The following is a 13845-nucleotide window of genomic DNA, read 5'->3' on the forward strand; positions in this document are numbered from 1 at the left end:
CGCGAAGCCAGCCTGCAAACGGACTGCAACCCTCGTCCCGCCTGTGCTAGTTTTCTGTGTGGACACTGAATAGCGAGATGAAGCGATGAACCATTTCGACCGTGAATTTACCGGTGAGGCCAAGCTGGAATACGGGGATGCCGATTATCTCATCCTGTCGCCCGGCGCGTATGTGGTCTGCGCGGTAACGGGCTCGAAAATACCGCTCAACGATCTGCGCTACTGGAGCGCCGAGCTTCAGGAAGCCTATCAGGACGGGCCGACCGCGACGCAGCGCTGGATGGAAATCCACACCGGACCCGGCGTGAAGGAGGGAGAGTCCCAGTGATGCTCGCACTCGGCCTCGCGCTTCTCGTTCAACCGGCGGCGTCGCAATCGCCCATCGACTGTGTCGGCGAGCACATCCAGGGCGCAACGCTGATCTGCCGCACGCTTCCCGGCGCCGGGGTGTCGCTCGGCGACATCACCGTAACCGCAGACGAGGCCGGCTACGTCATTCTGGGGCATGACCGCGATGCACCGGAGCAGACCGAGCTTCGCGTCTCGGCAGCCGGGCTGGACTACAGCCAGAGCGTGGACGTGACCCAGCGCGAATACGAGATCCAGCGCATCGATGGCGTACCGCAGGAATATGTGACGCCGCCTGAAGAGACCCTCGCGCGCATCCGCAGTGAAGGCGCCCGCAAGGCGCAGGCCTATACGTCGCGCTGGCAGGGCAGCGGTTTTCTCGACGGTTTCGTGATGCCGGCCGACGGCCCGATCACGGGCGTGTACGGCTCACAGCGCATCTTCAACGGCGAGCCCCGGCGTCCGCATTACGGCCTCGATGTTGCCGCGGGCGAAGGGACAGACGTCCACGCGCCGGCCCCCGGCCTGGTCACCCTTGCCGATGGCGACATGTATTATGAAGGCGGGCTGATTTTCATCGATCACGGTCAGGGCTTCACCTCCGGCTTCCTGCATCTCTCCGAAGTCTCGGTGGAGGCGGGCGATATGGTCGAGGCCGGAGACGTGATCGGCGCGGTCGGATCCGGTGGCCGCTCCACCGGCGCGCATCTGGACTGGCGGATCAAATGGCACAATCGCTACATCGACCCGGCACTGACCCTGGAACTCGATCCGACCGAGCTGGCCGACTGATCTGCCGTCGACTAGCGGTGCCCGCTGAAGGCCTTGCGCAGATAGGGCATGGCTGTCCATGCGCTCAGCAAGGCTGCCAGCCATACGCCGCCGACCCAGTAGTAGAACCAGCCTTCGACATCGCGCAGTCCCGTCAGGACGAGCAGAAAGGGCAGCGCGATCAGCACCATGTGCAGGCCCGTCTTGAACTTGGCCTCGTCGGTGACCGGCAGCGGTACTTCACGGCTGTTCAGGCGGGAAAGCCGCAGGGCCGTGACCAGCACGTCCCGGCCCACAATGATGACGACGGCTGGCGTCAGAAACGGATCAAACCGGCTGATCAGCACGAAGGCGATCAGATAGCTGCCGACCAGGACCTTGTCTGCGATAGGGTCAAGCAGGGCGCCGAGCGCGCTGACGGCGCCGATCGCCCGGGCCAGCCATCCATCGATGAAATCGGAAAGCGCTGAAATCACGAATAGCGCGCCGGACGATACCGCGAGCACAACTGCCTGCGATTCCATGGTCGACTGTGACGCTTTGACCAGCAGCCAGGCCCCAAGCACTCCGATGATGCAGCGCGAGACCGTGATGAGGTTGGGCAGGGCCTTCAGCCAGCCAGATGTAGACGAGGGGGTCATGACGAACCGCTGATCCGCGCCGGCCGGTTGCCGGCGCGGTCAGTGCTACCTTAGGACCGGGTCACGATAAAGCGTTGTTCGCGCTCAAGACGCACGGATGTGCTGAAGGAAATGACCCACGTCGCCGCGCAGGGATTCTGCCTGACGTCCGACCTCTTCAGCGGCAGAAACCACTGAATCGGAGGACCGGCGGGTCTCTTCTGCGCCAATGCGGACTTCCTGGATCGTGGCGGAAACCGACTCCGTGCTGCTCGCGGTCTGATCGGTGTTCCGGCTGATTTCCGCGGTCGCCGCGCTCTGCTGTTCGACGGCGGCGGAGATCGAGGTCGAGATCGAGGTCACGTTTTCGATGGCATCGGTCACCGACGAGATGGCTTTGACAGCGCTGGCCACGACGTTCTGGACGTTTGCGATCTGAGCGGAGATGTCCTCGGTGGCGCGTGCGGTCTGAGACGCGAGCGATTTGACCTCGCTGGCGACGACGGCAAAGCCCTTGCCTGCGTCACCGGCCCGGGCCGCTTCGATCGTCGCGTTCAGCGCCAGCAGGTTCGTCTGTTCGGCGACCTGCTCGATCAGGCTCACGATCTCGCCGATCTTCTCGGCCGCGCCGGAGAGCTCGGCCATGGTTTCGCCGGTTCGTCTGGCCTCGCTGGTGGCCAGGCCGGAGGTCTCGGCCGCCTTGCTCGAATTCTGGCTGATCTCGGCGATGGCCTTGGTCAGCTCGCTGGTGGCTTCAGCCACGCTGCGCGCCGTGACCGTGGCTTCCTCTGCGGCTGCGGCCACGGAGGTGCTGTGCTCGGTCGTACGTCCTGCCGTCTGGTTCATGGCCCGGGCGGTCTGCGCGAGTTCTTCCGATGCAGCCGCGACCGACGCGACGACTTCAGACACGGATTGCTCGAACCGCTCGGCAAGCGCGTCCCGCTCCGCCTGCTTCTTGCGAACGGCCGCCGCATCAATGGTCGACATGCACAGGTCCATGTCGAGCAAAGCCGCACGGTTGATGCTTTGCAGGGCGAACTCGAGGTCGAACCCGTTGCCCCGGCGCAGGAGACCACCCTGGCCCGACTTTGCATGACGCACGAGTGCGCGGAATATGCCGCAGGTGATCTTGGAATAGCCACCGAAATACCAGGCCGGGGCCAGGCCGAGCCGCGCATGGGTTTCGCCGATGCGCTGAACCGATTTCATGTAGTCGTCGCCGTACTGCGCATCGCAGATCATCAGCCAGTGGCGAAACTGCGCGGACTTGGCGTGAGCGCGGATCTCGGGAGTGGCGAACAGCGCATCGACTTCAGGATATCTGGCAATATGCTCATAGAACTCGTCAAGAACGGCCGGGAGTGCACGCTCCACGATCGGCTTGATGGTGCGCAGAATGGCGCGAGCGTCGTCATCGAAGTCGAGGAAGTCAAAACGTTGCGCAAGCGCGAGATCGCCCATGACGGCCATCCTTTTTAATGGGGAAAACTCCGGTCGAGAGGTGACGGGAAAAGCTTAAACAACCCATAATCATGATGTTTCTAGGATTGCATTAAATTACTGAAAAATAGACATAAATTGTATGTCAGAGGCTCACTCGTGGAAATGATCGTAGATTTTTCGCGCGAGCGCCTTGGAGACACCGTCGACGCCTTCCAGGTCGGCCAGATTGGCGCGCGAGATGGCCTTGGCCGACCCGAAATGCTTGAGTAGCGCGCTCTTGCGGCTCGCTCCCACACCGGCGATATCGTCCAGCGGGTTCTCCCGGATCTGCTTGGTGCGTTTCGCGCGGTGGCCGGTGATGGCAAAGCGGTGCGCCTCGTCGCGCAGGCGCTGCAGGTAGTAGAGCACCGGATCATTGGCGGGCAGGCGAAAGGGCGCTTTGCCGGGCAGGTAGAAGTCTTCGCGGCCCGCATGCCGGTCGGGACCTTTCGCGACCCCGGCCACGGCAATATCGTTCGTCCCGGTCTCTTCCATCACCTCCAGCACCGCCGATAGCTGACCCTTGCCCCCGTCGATCAGCATCAGGTCGGGCACCGGTGCGCCTTCGCTGCGTTCGCGGGCCAGGCGGCCGAGCCGCCGGCGCAGCATCGCTTTCATCATCGCGAAATCGTCGTTCGTCGCTGCATCATCGCCTTTCATGTTGAAGCGGCGATAGCTCGTCTTTTCAAACCCCTCCGGTCCGGCGACGATCATGGCGCCCAGCGCGTTGCTCCCCTGAATGTGGGAGTTGTCGTAGACCTCGATACGCTCGGGCCGGCGCGGCAGGCCGAAGACCTTCTGCACCCCGTCCAGAAGCTGGGCCTGGGACCTTGTCTCTGCGAGCTTGCGGCCCAGCGCCTCGCGAGCGTTGGAAACAGCCTGCTCGACCAGCGCCTTCTTGCTGCCGCGCTGCGGGCTCCGGATTTCGACGGCGTGTTCGGCCCGCAAGGTCAAGGCCTCGGCCAGGAGTTCGCCCTGGTCCGGCACGTGCGAGGTCAGCAGGAGGCGGGGGGCGGGTTTGTCGTCATAGAACTGGGCGATAAAGGCGGCCAGCACGTCCTCTGGCCCGCTTTCGGATTCGTGCCTGGGATAGAAGGCGCGGTTGCCCCAATTCTGACCGGCGCGGAAGAAAAAGACCTGCACACAGGTGCGTCCCCCCTCCTGGTGCAGGGCGATGACATCGGCTTCCTCGAGCCCTTCAGGGTTGATGCCCTGCTGGGTCGTCACCGCCGAAATGGCGCGAATGCGGTCACGCAGGCGTGCAGCGCGCTCGAAGTCGAGCTCTTGTGACGCGTCCTCCATCTCGGCCTGCAGGTGTTCCCGGAGCAGGTTCGACTTGCCGCGAAGGAATTGCGTCGCCTCGTCCACCAGTTCCGCGTAACGGTGCGGCTCGACCAGATCCACGCACGGCCCCGCGCAGCGCTTGATCTGATAGAGCATGCAGGGCCGGGTACGTCCTTCATACACGCTGTCGGTACAGGTGCGCAGGAGGAAGGCTTTCTGCAGCGTGTTGAGCGTGTCGTTGACCGCACCTGCGCTTGCAAACGGACCGAAATACTGGCCCTTGGCCTTGCGCGATCCGCGATGCTTGAGCAGCTGCGGCGCCTCGTGATCGGTCCGGATCAGGATGTATGGGAAGGATTTGTCGTCGCGCAGGATGATATTGAAGCGCGGCTTCAATCGCTTGATGAGATTGGCTTCGAGCAGAAGCGCCTCGGTTTCCGTGGCCGTGACCACGAACTCCATGGAGCGCGTCAGCGAGATCATCAGCGCGATGCGATTGGTGTGCCCGCCGGACTTGGCGTAGTTCGACACCCGGTTCTTCAGCTTGCGCGCCTTGCCGACATAGAGCACCTCGCCGGCCTCGTCATACATGCGATAGACGCCCGGCTTGGCGGGCAGGCGCTTGACGTAGTCGGCAATGACCTCCGGCCCGGAGCGGGCATCGTCACGCACGGCGCCGGACGGGTCCGGGGCGTCATTCATGTCGGTCGGAGCGGAATCGGGGCGGTCGGCTTTGGCCATGACGCAGAAGATAGGGGCTCGCGCGCCAGACGTCAGCTTGAGGGATGCAGCAAGCTGAAACCGGCGGCCTATGCTCGGGCGGTTGGCGCCAGGATGAGAGTGTCTTCTAGCGCCAGCGCTCGTAGGTGACGCCGACGCTGCGTGCGTCGTCGAGTGCGTCCGGCTTGTCGATGGTCAGGCGCAGGCGCTTGACGCGAACATCCTGGAACAGCGTGTCGGTGAGGGTCTGGGCGAGGTCTTCGAGCAGCTCGTGATGGCGCGCGGCCACAACCTGGCGCACGGTCTCGGCCATCGCGGCGTAGTTGACCGCCTGGGTCAGGTCGGACCCGGGTGCGGCCGACGCTTCTTCGACCTCGGCCTGCAGGCTGATCTCCAGGGGCTGGGTCCGACCGTGTTCGCTCGCATACACGCCCACCTGCGCATCGAGACGCAGGCCTTCCACGCGCACGCTCAGCCGTTGTCCGGCTGCCGTCTCGGTGGCCTCGGCCGGGATGGAATGCAAGGCGTCGACTTTCATGCCATGTCCTCTGGATGACGGCGCTTTGAGAGGTATAAGCGCGATAGACCCGTCCGGGTATGGCCGAGCTGCGATGAAAGGACATGTCACAATGACAAACACGATGCCAGCCAAAGGCGCCGCGCTGGTCACCGGCGGGGCCAGGCGGATGGGCCGGGCCTTCGTCGATGCTCTGGTTGAAGACGGGTATCCGGTTGTCATCCATTTCAATACCTCGGGTGAGGAGGCCGAAGCCGCCGCTCGCGAGGCCGAGTCCCGCGGAGGCCGGGCCATCGCGCTGGGCGCGGACCTGTCCGACCCGGCTGCCGCAGGCGCGCTGGTGGAGCGCGCACGCCAGGAGATCGGGCCGCTCGAAGTGCTCGTCAACTCCGCCTCCATCTTCGAGGATGACAGCCCGTCAAACCTGACCCCGGAGAGTTTTCGCCGTCACATGGAGGTGAACACGCTCGCCCCTGCGCTCCTGTCGCGCGATTTCGCCGCGCAGGCCGCAGACACTGGCGGGAGTGCGATGATCCTGAACGTGCTCGACTACAAGCTGTTCAACATCAATGCCGACTATTTCAGCTACACGCTGTCGAAAGCCGCGCTGAAGACGATGACCGAGATGCTGGCACGCGAGTTTGCCCCGGCTGTGCGCGTCAACGCCGTCGCGCCGGGCCTGACACTACCCAGCCCCTATCACGATGAAGACGAATTCGACCGTTTGCACGACGACAACCCGCTGCGGTGCGGGCCGCGTCTCGAGGACATGGTGCGCACGCTGCGCTACTTCCTCGCGACCCCCAGCGTTTCCGGCCAGATCCTTGCTGTCGACGGCGGCCAGCATTTCGACCCCCGCCTCACCCGGGACGTGTTCGGGGCGTTGTAGCGGGCCGGGTGGCAGACTTTCGCCGATGCGCAACCCGACCTGAGCACGCTACCCGCGCCGGATCACAGCCTTCTCACCGCAGCTCGGGCGGCGGATCTCGACGCTGACGAGGCCGGGCAGGACGGCATCAAGGCGTTCGAATACCCAGAGCGCGACAGCTTCCAGCGAGGGATGCTCAAGACCCTCGACCTCGTTGAGGAGGCGATGGTCGAGCTGGTCGCGCAGTGCCTTGATTTCCGAGTCGATTTCCCAGAAGTCCTTGACCATGCCGCTATCTTCGGCCGGCGAGCCGGACAGCGTCACAGTACCCTGGAAGGAATGGCCGTGCAGACGCGAGAAGGGATGATCCTTCTCCTTGTGCTCGAAATAGTGAGCGGCGTCGAAGGCGAAGTCCTTCGAAATTTCCAGGCGCAGGTTGGACATGACAGATCGGGGCTAGCTGAGGCTTGTATATGCAAGCGCGGCGATATAGCCGCAATAGCCCAGAAAGAGAACCGCGCCTGTCACACGAGCGATGGGCCGGCGGGTCAGGACCAGGACCGCAGCGATCACCGCCGCGGCCAGCATGACCCAGAAATCGAGCACGAAGAATTCCTGTGCGATCGGCGCGCCGCCGCGGATCAGGCCGGCCGAGATGCCGGTAATGCCGCCCACCGCAAAGATGTTGAAGATGTTCGAGCCGATCACATTGCCGATGGCAACTTCGCTATGGCGCTTCATCGCGGCGACCGCGGCGGTCGCCAGCTCGGGCAGCGATGTGCCGAAGGCGATGATGGTGAGGCCGATGATCGCGTCGGACACGCCCAGCAGCGCGGCGATGTCGCTCGCGCCTTCCACGATCAGGTTTGCACCGATCGGCAGGGCCACGATACCGACCAGAAGGAAGAACAGCATGCGCCCCGTCGAGACCGGGACGTCGCCAACCGTCGCCGCTTCGGTCAGCTCGGCGATGACCGGATCGTCTTTGGCGCGCGCTGCGCCTATGGCCAGGTAGATCACGTACACGATGATGAGGGCGCCAAGGATCAGACCGTCGGTCAGGTCCAGCATCCGGTCCCAGGACAACGCAATGAACAATACAGAGGCGGCCAGCGCAATCAGCGCATTGCGGCCGACGCCGGGCGCGCGCGTCGCCATTGGCATCAAGATTGCCGGCAGGCCGAGCACCAGAAAGATATTGGCGATATTGGAGCCGACGATATTGCCGACGGCCAGGCCCGGCGCGTTCGAGATCGCCGCAGCCGCACTCACCACCATTTCCGGCGCGCTCGTCCCGAAGGCCACGACGGTCAGGCCGACGATAAGCGGCGAGATCCCGGCCCGGTTGGCCAACGCCACAGCGCCGCGCACAAGAAAATCGCCGCCCAGAAGCAGAACGGCGATCCCGGAGATGACAAGAATGATGTCGACGGCAAGCGTCATGGCTGGCCCTTGACTGGCTGCGTTAACGGGAGAGGGGCCTGATGTGCGGCCGCGGTGTGCGGCGCACGACCCGTCTAGTCGAGCCGCTTGAACTCGATCAGGTTAAACAGGGCAAACAGTCCGACGCACATGCCGATCGCGATCAGAGCCCACATGATGCTCTCCCTCTGTCTTGTGCACCCGGCGCCGGGTGCAGCGTTGTTCAACTCGCGCCCGTCTATACCCTGTGCCGTGACACGAGACCAGAGCACAGGCCACCGCGAGGCAGGAGAGTTTTCCGATGAGCGACACCCGCTATGTCTGGCGGCGCCGGATCGGCGGCTGGCTGACACCGGCCTTCCGCTTCTACTGGCGCCGGACGCGCGCCATGACGCTGGGCGTACGTGTGCTGGCGACCGATAGCGAAGGCCGGATATGCCTGGTGCGCCACTCCTATATCGATGGCTGGCATCTGCCCGGGGGCGGGGTGGAGCGAGACGAGGATGTGTCTCTGTCTGCCGAGCGCGAGGTCGGCGAGGAGGCCGGGCTATCGCCGGAACCTGGCGCACTGATCCTGGCGGGTGTCTATCGCAATCCGACATTTCGCGGCGACCATATCGTCCTGTTCCATCTTCATCGCTGGGTGGCGTGTGCGGCGAAGGAAGACGGCGAGATCACCGATCGGATCTGGGCAGAGCCCGACCGGCTTCCGCAGGACACCAGCCCGGCGACCCGCCGGCGTATCGACGAATACCGAAGCGCCGGCAAACCGGCTCGCGACTGGTAGCGCAGGGTGGAACTTTTCGGCCCTCTCAAGGCGTTATCAGAAAACAATGGGAAGGTTGAAACCTGCGCGGCGAGACATAGGTCTCGATCGCAAGGCGCAGCCGGAGAGGATTTGGACCATGACAGTCAAGAAAGAAAAAGAAGACGTCCGTCAGAGTGAGAACCGCCAGTTCCAGAAACGGATTCTGTACATCTCGACAACTGCCGCCGCCGTGCTGCTGTTCGGCGCGCTTTTCGTGTTCTTCTTTCTCAACTGAGCCGTCGACGCTTCGCCCGGCCAGATCGACGGCTGATGACTGATACCTGACACCGACGCCTGACACGCAGAGGATCTCCCCCATGACTGATGCCCTCAAAACCGATGCCGAGCTTGAAGAAAAACCGCATATCTCGGTCGCCGACGATGTCTCGCGCCAGCGCCTGTCCCAGCAGCTCGCCATGGCCGTGGCCGACACCTACATGCTGATGGTCAAGACGCAGGGCTATCACTGGAATGTGGCTGGTCCGCTTTTCGTGTCGATCCACGAGCTGACCGAAAGCCAGTACGAGGACATGTTCGATGCTGCCGACGACTTGGCCGAGCGCATCCGCGCTCTGGGCGAGCGCTCGCCGGGCAGCTATCGCGAGTTTGCCGAAATCACCGCCATCGAGGACGATGACGGCAAGGTGAAGTCCGCCAGGACGATGGTCGAGACGCTGGCGCACGATAACGAGAAGATCGCGCGGCGCCTGAAGCAGGCCTCCGACATCGCCGAGGACCTTGGCGACAAGGTCAGCGAGGACATGCTGATCGAGCGCATGCAGGTGCACGAGCAGAATGCTTGGATGTTGCGCGCCGTCGCCGCCGACGGCTGAGCCCGCACGTGACAGACTTTGCAGGCACACATCGCCAACGCTCCGGACTCTGCGTCCGGAGCGTTTTTGCATGGCCCCGCACTCCATAAAAATTTCACGACGTGCCCGATTGACTTTGTTAGAGCGGCGTTAACCATACCCGGACCCGGCAATTAGCCGGGCAACAAGGTTTGGGAGGACGCATACATGAAAACGCTACTGACCGCCGCGGCTGCGGCGCTGGGTCTGGCCGGGCTCGCCTTTGCGAACGGGCCGTCCGGGCACGTCTATGAAATCACCAATGGTGACGCGAGCTGGACCAGTACCTTCGCCGAGGACGGGGGCTATGCCAGCTCGCTCGGCGCCGAAGGCACCTGGACGTTCGAGGACGGCACGCTGTGCATGCAGATCGAGGCCGAAGAAGGCACGCAGGAAATCTGCAATGCCTGGGAGTCCATGGAGGTCGGCGAAAGCATGACCACGTCCGACTGGTCGAGCGACGGCACAGAGCTGACCATCACGCGGACGTCCTAGACGATCCGGATCTCCCGCCGGTGTCCGGCCATGTCCCGTGGTCCCGCAGGGGGCAAGGACAGCGCGTCACGGGCGGCGAGATTCCGGCGGCCAGTCGGCCCGCGACGGAGACCGGTCTGCGTGCTAGACTGACGATAGAGGGGGCCGTGCGGGCGCTCCGAGTTGTGGGTCCCGCGCCGTCCGCAATGTGCAGAGGGGAGCCAGCCATGGGCCTTGTTTTCGGTCGCGTCACCAATGCGACATTCACGATCTTTCTCGCCTTCATCCTGTCCTACGCGATGCTGATCTCGCTCGGCCTCTTCGCGCCCGACGTGCTCAATGCGCTGGTCCAGTGGGCCAAGACCGTGGAGACCTGGATCACCGGCACGGGCCTGCCCGCGCGCTACAATGTGTGGCTCGATCTCTTCGTGGAAGAGGGCGCCATCCTCTTGTTGTTCTTCACGGTTCTGGCGCGCCTTATCATCGCGATCATCGGTTCCTCCTTCTCCTCGGCCATCAAGTCTCGCTAGCAGGGCGAGGCGGGGCGGCGCTGCCGGCCAGCAGACCGCCATCGATATGCAGCTCGGTTCCGGTGACGTAGGCAGACCCTGGGCTGGCCAGATAGACGGCAGCCTCGGCAACGTCTCCCGGCTGACCCCAGCGGCACAGCGGCACGTCTGCAATGAGGGCGCTTGTCATGGCTTCGCGCGCCTCTCCGGGGGGCGGCAACATGGCTTCCCACATTCCGGTATAGATTGCCGCCGGCAGCAGCGCATTGCACCGGATCGGGTAGCCTTTCTCCGCACAGTACAGCGCCGCCGATTTGGTATGGTTGCGCACGGCGGCCTTGCTGGCGGCGTAGGCGGCCGCGCGGGGGATGCCGACGACGCCCGAGCGCGAGGCGATGTTGATGATGGAGCCCGCCTCGCGATGCTTCATCAGGCGAATTGCGTATTTGCAGCCCAGCGCCGTTCCATGCGTGTTGGTTTCGTGCACCGCGCGCCAGCTCTCCATGTCGAGGTGTTCGGGATCGTGCGGGCCGGGCGTCTCGATGAAGCCGGTGATGCCGGCATTATTGACCAGGCAGTCCAGACCGCCAAAGCGCTCCCGGACCCAGTCGGCGCACGCGGCCCAGTCGCTTTCGCTGCGCACGTCGAGCTGTCGGGAATGGGCGGCCCCTCCCAGCCCGGCAACGGACTGGGTCAGGGCTTCCTCATCGATATCGGTGAGAATGACGGTCGCGCCTTCGCGCAGGAAGGCGGCGGCAATGGCGTAGCCGATGCCGTTCGCCGCGCCCGTGACGAGCGCGATCTGGTTGGATAGTCGGGGCATGAGGGATCACTCGTAAATCTGATGCTGCGCGCAGGTGGTGCGCGGGAACGGCTCAGGGCCTTGCGGCCGGCCGGCAGAACAATCAGATCGAGTAAATCATCGTCAGGGTCCTCGCCTCACGGGGCGGTGCACAGGCGTCGAACGCCAGACTCTTATCCTGGGCCGGCCCCGCTTTCACGTCAACGGCGCGGCCCGGGAGCCTGCGGTAAATTCGGTCGACAGACGGTTCATTCGGGCGCACCCTCAACCGGTGAGATGCGCGCGCTCCGGCCCGCAAGGCCGCAGCGATACGGCACGCCCTCCGCCGTCATGGCGCGTTGACCCTGACGGTTCCCGCCCGTGGAGATAACCTCATGGCCAAAGGCCAGCAACGCGGAAATCGCGAAGCCAAGAAACCGAAAAAAGAAAAACCGAAGACGAACGCCGCCGCACCCCCGGCCTCGACCCCGGTGACCCGCATCGCGGAATCCCAGAAGCGCACGCGCGAGCGCTAGAGCGCGAAGCCGGGAGCCGGATCAGTCCGGTTTCCGGCACTCGCCTTCATAGGCCACGCTGGTCCCTGCCGAGGCGGCGACGCACGCATTGGAATAGGTCTCTCCGTCGCACCCGCAGACGGGAGCATATTCGCGCGTGCAGACCTCGGGCGGAATAGCGCACGTACCAGTCTGGTCGGCCGCCCCGCACATCGCGTCGGGCTCGTAGGCGCAATAGGCGGCCTCATCGGCGCAATACAGCCCCATCATGCCTCCGCAGGCCTCGCCGATCGCGCTGGCGCGATCGGGGTTTTGTGTTGGGGTATCCGGTTCGCCCGGCATCGGGGCAGGTGCCTGGCAGGCAGCCAGAACAAGGGCGGCTATCAGATACATCAATCGCATTGCAGGTCTCCGGTGGAAACGGGGCGTGCCGGACTGTATCAGAAATGCTGCGTCAGCGCCGAGCCTTAAAGAGCGATAGTGTCCAAATGAGTTTGCGCCTTGCCTTCATGGGGACTCCCGAGTTTGCCGCCGCCTCCCTGGCCGAGATCGTCGGAGCGGGCCACGAGGTGGTGCGCGTCTACACCCAGCCGGAACGCAAGCGCGGGCGTGGGCAGGCAGCCCGCACGACCCCGGTCCACCAGCTCGCCGAACAATTCGGTCTGCCGGTCGAGACGCCGGAAAGTTTCCGCGACCCCGAAGTCCTCGCCGGCTTCGCCGCCCTCGACCTCGATGCCGCCTGTGTCGTCGCCTATGGCCAGATCCTGCCGCAGGAGGCGCTTGATGCGCCGCGCCTGGGCTGCCTGAATCTGCACGCCTCCCTCCTGCCGCGCTGGCGCGGTGCCGCGCCGATCCAGCGCGCCCTCATGGCCGGCGACGAGATGACCGGTGTCCAGATCATGCAGATGGAGGCCGGGCTCGATACCGGGCCTGTCCTGATGAGCGAGATCGTCCCCATCCGCCCCGACGACACGGCCGGCACGCTGCACGACCGACTGATGACGACCGGCGCGCTGCTCTGGCCACGCACGCTCGCCGCGCTGGAACGCGACTCGCTGACCGCCCAGCCCCAGGCCGAAGAGGGCGTGACCTACGCGAAGAAGATCACGAGCGCCGAAGCGCGCATCGACTGGACCCGGACTGCCGATCAGGTTGCCGACCAGATTCGCGGCCTTTCCCCCTTTCCCGGTGGCTGGTTCGCGCTGGAGACCGCAAAAGGCGAAGTGCGCGTGAAAGTCCATCTGGCCGAACCTGTCAGCGGCGAGGGCGAGCCCGGCGAAGTGCTCGACGACACGCTGCGCGTCGCCTGCGGGCGCGGCGCGGTCCGCCTGAAACGCCTGCAGCGCGAGGGCAAGGGCGTCATGGACGCCGAAGACTTCGCCCGCGGCACCGCCATCGCCCCGGGCACACGGCTGTAACTCAGAGCCGCAAAACCCTGGCCATCGTCTTCGATGTCACCCATCCCCCTCACTCTGAGGTGCGAGCTTAGCGAGCCTCGAAGCATCGGATGACGGCACCCTGTCCTCTCTGGGGTCTAAGGTCTTCGCTTCGCTCGCCCGGAATGACGAAGGTTTGGGGTTATTTCAAAACCGATCAGAATCTCTCTTTCCCAGCGAAAGCTGGGACCTAGAGATCGTGGAGCGCTGTCATTCTGATTACGCCGCCCTGCCTTCTCCTGGGTCCTGACTTTCGTCAGGAAAGAGAGACAGGCCATCCTGTCTGCCTGAGGTCCCGACTCGCCTGCGGCGCCCGGGGTTTCAGCCAATCATCCACGCTAAAATCCCGGGCCTAGCGAAGCGCAGACCTAACGAACTCAGCGAGGAGGAGCGCGCCCTGTCTCCCAAGCTTAATCCCCGCCATCTCCGCGCGCCCTCA

At 64.3% G+C, this 13845-nt stretch carries 19 protein-coding genes; 10 read left to right on the top strand and 9 right to left on the bottom strand.

Going from position 1 to position 13845, the window contains the following annotated elements; all coding sequences use genetic code 11:
* Positions 1-85 precede the first annotated feature (85 nt).
* Together PGP17_RS06515 and PGP17_RS06520 are read left to right on the top strand one after the other, a co-directional pair.
* Positions 86-328 carry a DUF2093 domain-containing protein gene (locus PGP17_RS06515; protein ID WP_135943157.1) on the top strand — a complete coding sequence of 81 codons (243 nt, stop codon included), beginning with the start codon at positions 86-88 and terminating at the stop codon, positions 326-328.
* On the top strand, positions 328-1140 hold the full coding sequence (locus PGP17_RS06520) for a M23 family metallopeptidase (protein WP_270374687.1): 813 nt from the start codon (positions 328-330) through the stop codon (positions 1138-1140). The genes PGP17_RS06515 and PGP17_RS06520 overlap by 1 nt, the downstream gene beginning before the upstream one ends.
* Positions 1141-1151: 11 nt before the next feature.
* On the opposite strand, the gene PGP17_RS06525 is transcribed toward PGP17_RS06520, so the two are convergent.
* The 4 genes from PGP17_RS06525 to folB all read right to left on the bottom strand — a co-directional run bounded on the left by PGP17_RS06525 (position 1152) and on the right by folB (position 5763).
* Positions 1152-1760 carry a CDP-alcohol phosphatidyltransferase family protein gene (locus tag PGP17_RS06525; protein ID WP_135943159.1) on the bottom strand — a complete coding sequence of 203 codons (609 nt, stop codon included), beginning with the start codon at positions 1758-1760 and terminating at the stop codon, positions 1152-1154.
* An 84-nt stretch (positions 1761-1844) separates the two neighbouring features.
* Positions 1845-3200, bottom strand: a complete 1356-nt coding sequence (locus PGP17_RS06530; RefSeq protein ID WP_270374688.1) for a globin-coupled sensor protein — start codon at positions 3198-3200, stop codon at positions 1845-1847.
* Between the two features lie 132 nt (positions 3201-3332).
* Positions 3333-5246, bottom strand: coding sequence for an excinuclease ABC subunit UvrC (gene uvrC, locus PGP17_RS06535; RefSeq protein WP_270374689.1), 1914 nt, complete (start codon positions 5244-5246; stop codon positions 3333-3335).
* 106 nt (positions 5247-5352) lie between these two features.
* A complete protein-coding gene (gene folB / locus PGP17_RS06540) occupies positions 5353-5763 on the bottom strand; it encodes a dihydroneopterin aldolase (RefSeq protein WP_135943162.1) in 411 nt (136 codons plus the stop codon).
* A 91-nt stretch (positions 5764-5854) separates the two neighbouring features.
* On the opposite strand from folB, the gene PGP17_RS06545 reads away from it, so the two are divergent.
* Positions 5855-6631: an SDR family oxidoreductase gene (locus PGP17_RS06545; RefSeq protein WP_135943163.1), complete on the top strand. Its 777-nt coding sequence runs from the start codon at positions 5855-5857 to the stop codon at positions 6629-6631.
* A gap of 48 nt (positions 6632-6679) precedes the next feature.
* Here the strand turns inward: PGP17_RS06545 and PGP17_RS06550 are convergent, their stop codons facing one another.
* The 3 genes from PGP17_RS06550 to PGP17_RS06560 all read right to left on the bottom strand — a co-directional run bounded on the left by PGP17_RS06550 (position 6680) and on the right by PGP17_RS06560 (position 8259).
* Positions 6680-7054 carry a 6-pyruvoyl trahydropterin synthase family protein gene (locus tag PGP17_RS06550; protein ID WP_270374690.1) on the bottom strand — a complete coding sequence of 125 codons (375 nt, stop codon included), beginning with the start codon at positions 7052-7054 and terminating at the stop codon, positions 6680-6682.
* 12 nt (positions 7055-7066) lie between these two features.
* Complete coding sequence (locus PGP17_RS06555; RefSeq protein WP_270374691.1) at positions 7067-8053, bottom strand: calcium/sodium antiporter; 987 nt, start codon at positions 8051-8053, stop codon at positions 7067-7069.
* Between the two features lie 74 nt (positions 8054-8127).
* Complete coding sequence (locus tag PGP17_RS06560) at positions 8128-8259, bottom strand: hypothetical protein (RefSeq protein WP_270374692.1); 132 nt, start codon at positions 8257-8259, stop codon at positions 8128-8130.
* 74 nt (positions 8260-8333) lie between these two features.
* Between PGP17_RS06560 and PGP17_RS06565 the strand changes: the two genes are divergently transcribed.
* The 5 genes from PGP17_RS06565 (at position 8334) to PGP17_RS06585 (ending at position 10695) form a co-directional block, all read left to right on the top strand.
* Positions 8334-8819, top strand: a complete 486-nt coding sequence (locus tag PGP17_RS06565; RefSeq protein WP_270374693.1) for an NUDIX domain-containing protein — start codon at positions 8334-8336, stop codon at positions 8817-8819.
* 118 nt (positions 8820-8937) lie between these two features.
* Positions 8938-9075: a hypothetical protein gene (locus PGP17_RS06570; RefSeq protein ID WP_158291153.1), complete on the top strand. Its 138-nt coding sequence runs from the start codon at positions 8938-8940 to the stop codon at positions 9073-9075.
* Positions 9076-9157: 82 nt separating this feature from the next.
* A complete protein-coding gene (locus tag PGP17_RS06575) occupies positions 9158-9673 on the top strand; it encodes a Dps family protein (protein ID WP_135943166.1) in 516 nt (171 codons plus the stop codon).
* A 186-nt stretch (positions 9674-9859) separates the two neighbouring features.
* Positions 9860-10186, top strand: coding sequence for a hypothetical protein (locus tag PGP17_RS06580; protein WP_135943167.1), 327 nt, complete (start codon positions 9860-9862; stop codon positions 10184-10186).
* A gap of 206 nt (positions 10187-10392) precedes the next feature.
* Entirely contained in the window at positions 10393-10695 is a 303-nt protein-coding gene (locus tag PGP17_RS06585; RefSeq protein ID WP_135943168.1) for a hypothetical protein, read from the top strand.
* Here PGP17_RS06585 and PGP17_RS06590 read toward each other — a convergent pair.
* Complete coding sequence (locus PGP17_RS06590) at positions 10682-11497, bottom strand: SDR family NAD(P)-dependent oxidoreductase (RefSeq protein WP_270374694.1); 816 nt, start codon at positions 11495-11497, stop codon at positions 10682-10684. The two genes, PGP17_RS06585 and PGP17_RS06590, sit on opposite strands and share 14 nt — an antisense overlap.
* 353 nt (positions 11498-11850) lie before the next feature.
* Between PGP17_RS06590 and PGP17_RS06595 the strand changes: the two genes are divergently transcribed.
* Positions 11851-11991, top strand: a complete 141-nt coding sequence (locus PGP17_RS06595) for a hypothetical protein (protein ID WP_270374695.1) — start codon at positions 11851-11853, stop codon at positions 11989-11991.
* 21 nt (positions 11992-12012) lie between these two features.
* On the opposite strand, the gene PGP17_RS06600 is transcribed toward PGP17_RS06595, so the two are convergent.
* Positions 12013-12372 carry a Kazal-type serine protease inhibitor family protein gene (locus tag PGP17_RS06600; protein ID WP_135943170.1) on the bottom strand — a complete coding sequence of 120 codons (360 nt, stop codon included), beginning with the start codon at positions 12370-12372 and terminating at the stop codon, positions 12013-12015.
* Between the two features lie 92 nt (positions 12373-12464).
* Here PGP17_RS06600 and fmt point away from each other — a divergent pair, with 92 nt between their 5' ends.
* The gene (fmt, locus tag PGP17_RS06605; protein WP_442915138.1) at positions 12465-13388 is read left to right on the top strand and encodes a methionyl-tRNA formyltransferase; all 924 of its coding nucleotides are present in this window, start codon (positions 12465-12467) and stop codon (positions 13386-13388) included.
* Positions 13389-13845 lie beyond the last annotated feature (457 nt).

This window comes from Marinicauda sp. Alg238-R41, assembly GCF_947331485.1.
Classification (GTDB): domain Bacteria; phylum Pseudomonadota; class Alphaproteobacteria; order Caulobacterales; family Maricaulaceae; genus Marinicauda; species Marinicauda pacifica.

Coding starts and splice junctions, on each gene's coding strand:
- PGP17_RS06515 (WP_135943157.1), top strand. CDS start 86: ATGAACCATTTCGACCGTGAATTTACCGGTGAGGCCAAGCTGGAATAC.
- PGP17_RS06520 (WP_270374687.1), top strand. CDS start 328: ATGCTCGCACTCGGCCTCGCGCTTCTCGTTCAACCGGCGGCGTCGCAA.
- PGP17_RS06525 (WP_135943159.1), bottom strand. CDS start 1,760: ATGACCCCCTCGTCTACATCTGGCTGGCTGAAGGCCCTGCCCAACCTC.
- PGP17_RS06530 (WP_270374688.1), bottom strand. CDS start 3,200: ATGGGCGATCTCGCGCTTGCGCAACGTTTTGACTTCCTCGACTTCGAT.
- uvrC (WP_270374689.1), bottom strand. CDS start 5,246: ATGGCCAAAGCCGACCGCCCCGATTCCGCTCCGACCGACATGAATGAC.
- folB (WP_135943162.1), bottom strand. CDS start 5,763: ATGAAAGTCGACGCCTTGCATTCCATCCCGGCCGAGGCCACCGAGACG.
- PGP17_RS06545 (WP_135943163.1), top strand. CDS start 5,855: ATGACAAACACGATGCCAGCCAAAGGCGCCGCGCTGGTCACCGGCGGG.
- PGP17_RS06550 (WP_270374690.1), bottom strand. CDS start 7,054: ATGTCCAACCTGCGCCTGGAAATTTCGAAGGACTTCGCCTTCGACGCC.
- PGP17_RS06555 (WP_270374691.1), bottom strand. CDS start 8,053: ATGACGCTTGCCGTCGACATCATTCTTGTCATCTCCGGGATCGCCGTT.
- PGP17_RS06565 (WP_270374693.1), top strand. CDS start 8,334: ATGAGCGACACCCGCTATGTCTGGCGGCGCCGGATCGGCGGCTGGCTG.
- PGP17_RS06570 (WP_158291153.1), top strand. CDS start 8,938: ATGACAGTCAAGAAAGAAAAAGAAGACGTCCGTCAGAGTGAGAACCGC.
- PGP17_RS06575 (WP_135943166.1), top strand. CDS start 9,158: ATGACTGATGCCCTCAAAACCGATGCCGAGCTTGAAGAAAAACCGCAT.
- PGP17_RS06580 (WP_135943167.1), top strand. CDS start 9,860: ATGAAAACGCTACTGACCGCCGCGGCTGCGGCGCTGGGTCTGGCCGGG.
- PGP17_RS06585 (WP_135943168.1), top strand. CDS start 10,393: ATGGGCCTTGTTTTCGGTCGCGTCACCAATGCGACATTCACGATCTTT.
- PGP17_RS06590 (WP_270374694.1), bottom strand. CDS start 11,497: ATGCCCCGACTATCCAACCAGATCGCGCTCGTCACGGGCGCGGCGAAC.
- PGP17_RS06595 (WP_270374695.1), top strand. CDS start 11,851: ATGGCCAAAGGCCAGCAACGCGGAAATCGCGAAGCCAAGAAACCGAAA.
- PGP17_RS06600 (WP_135943170.1), bottom strand. CDS start 12,372: ATGCGATTGATGTATCTGATAGCCGCCCTTGTTCTGGCTGCCTGCCAG.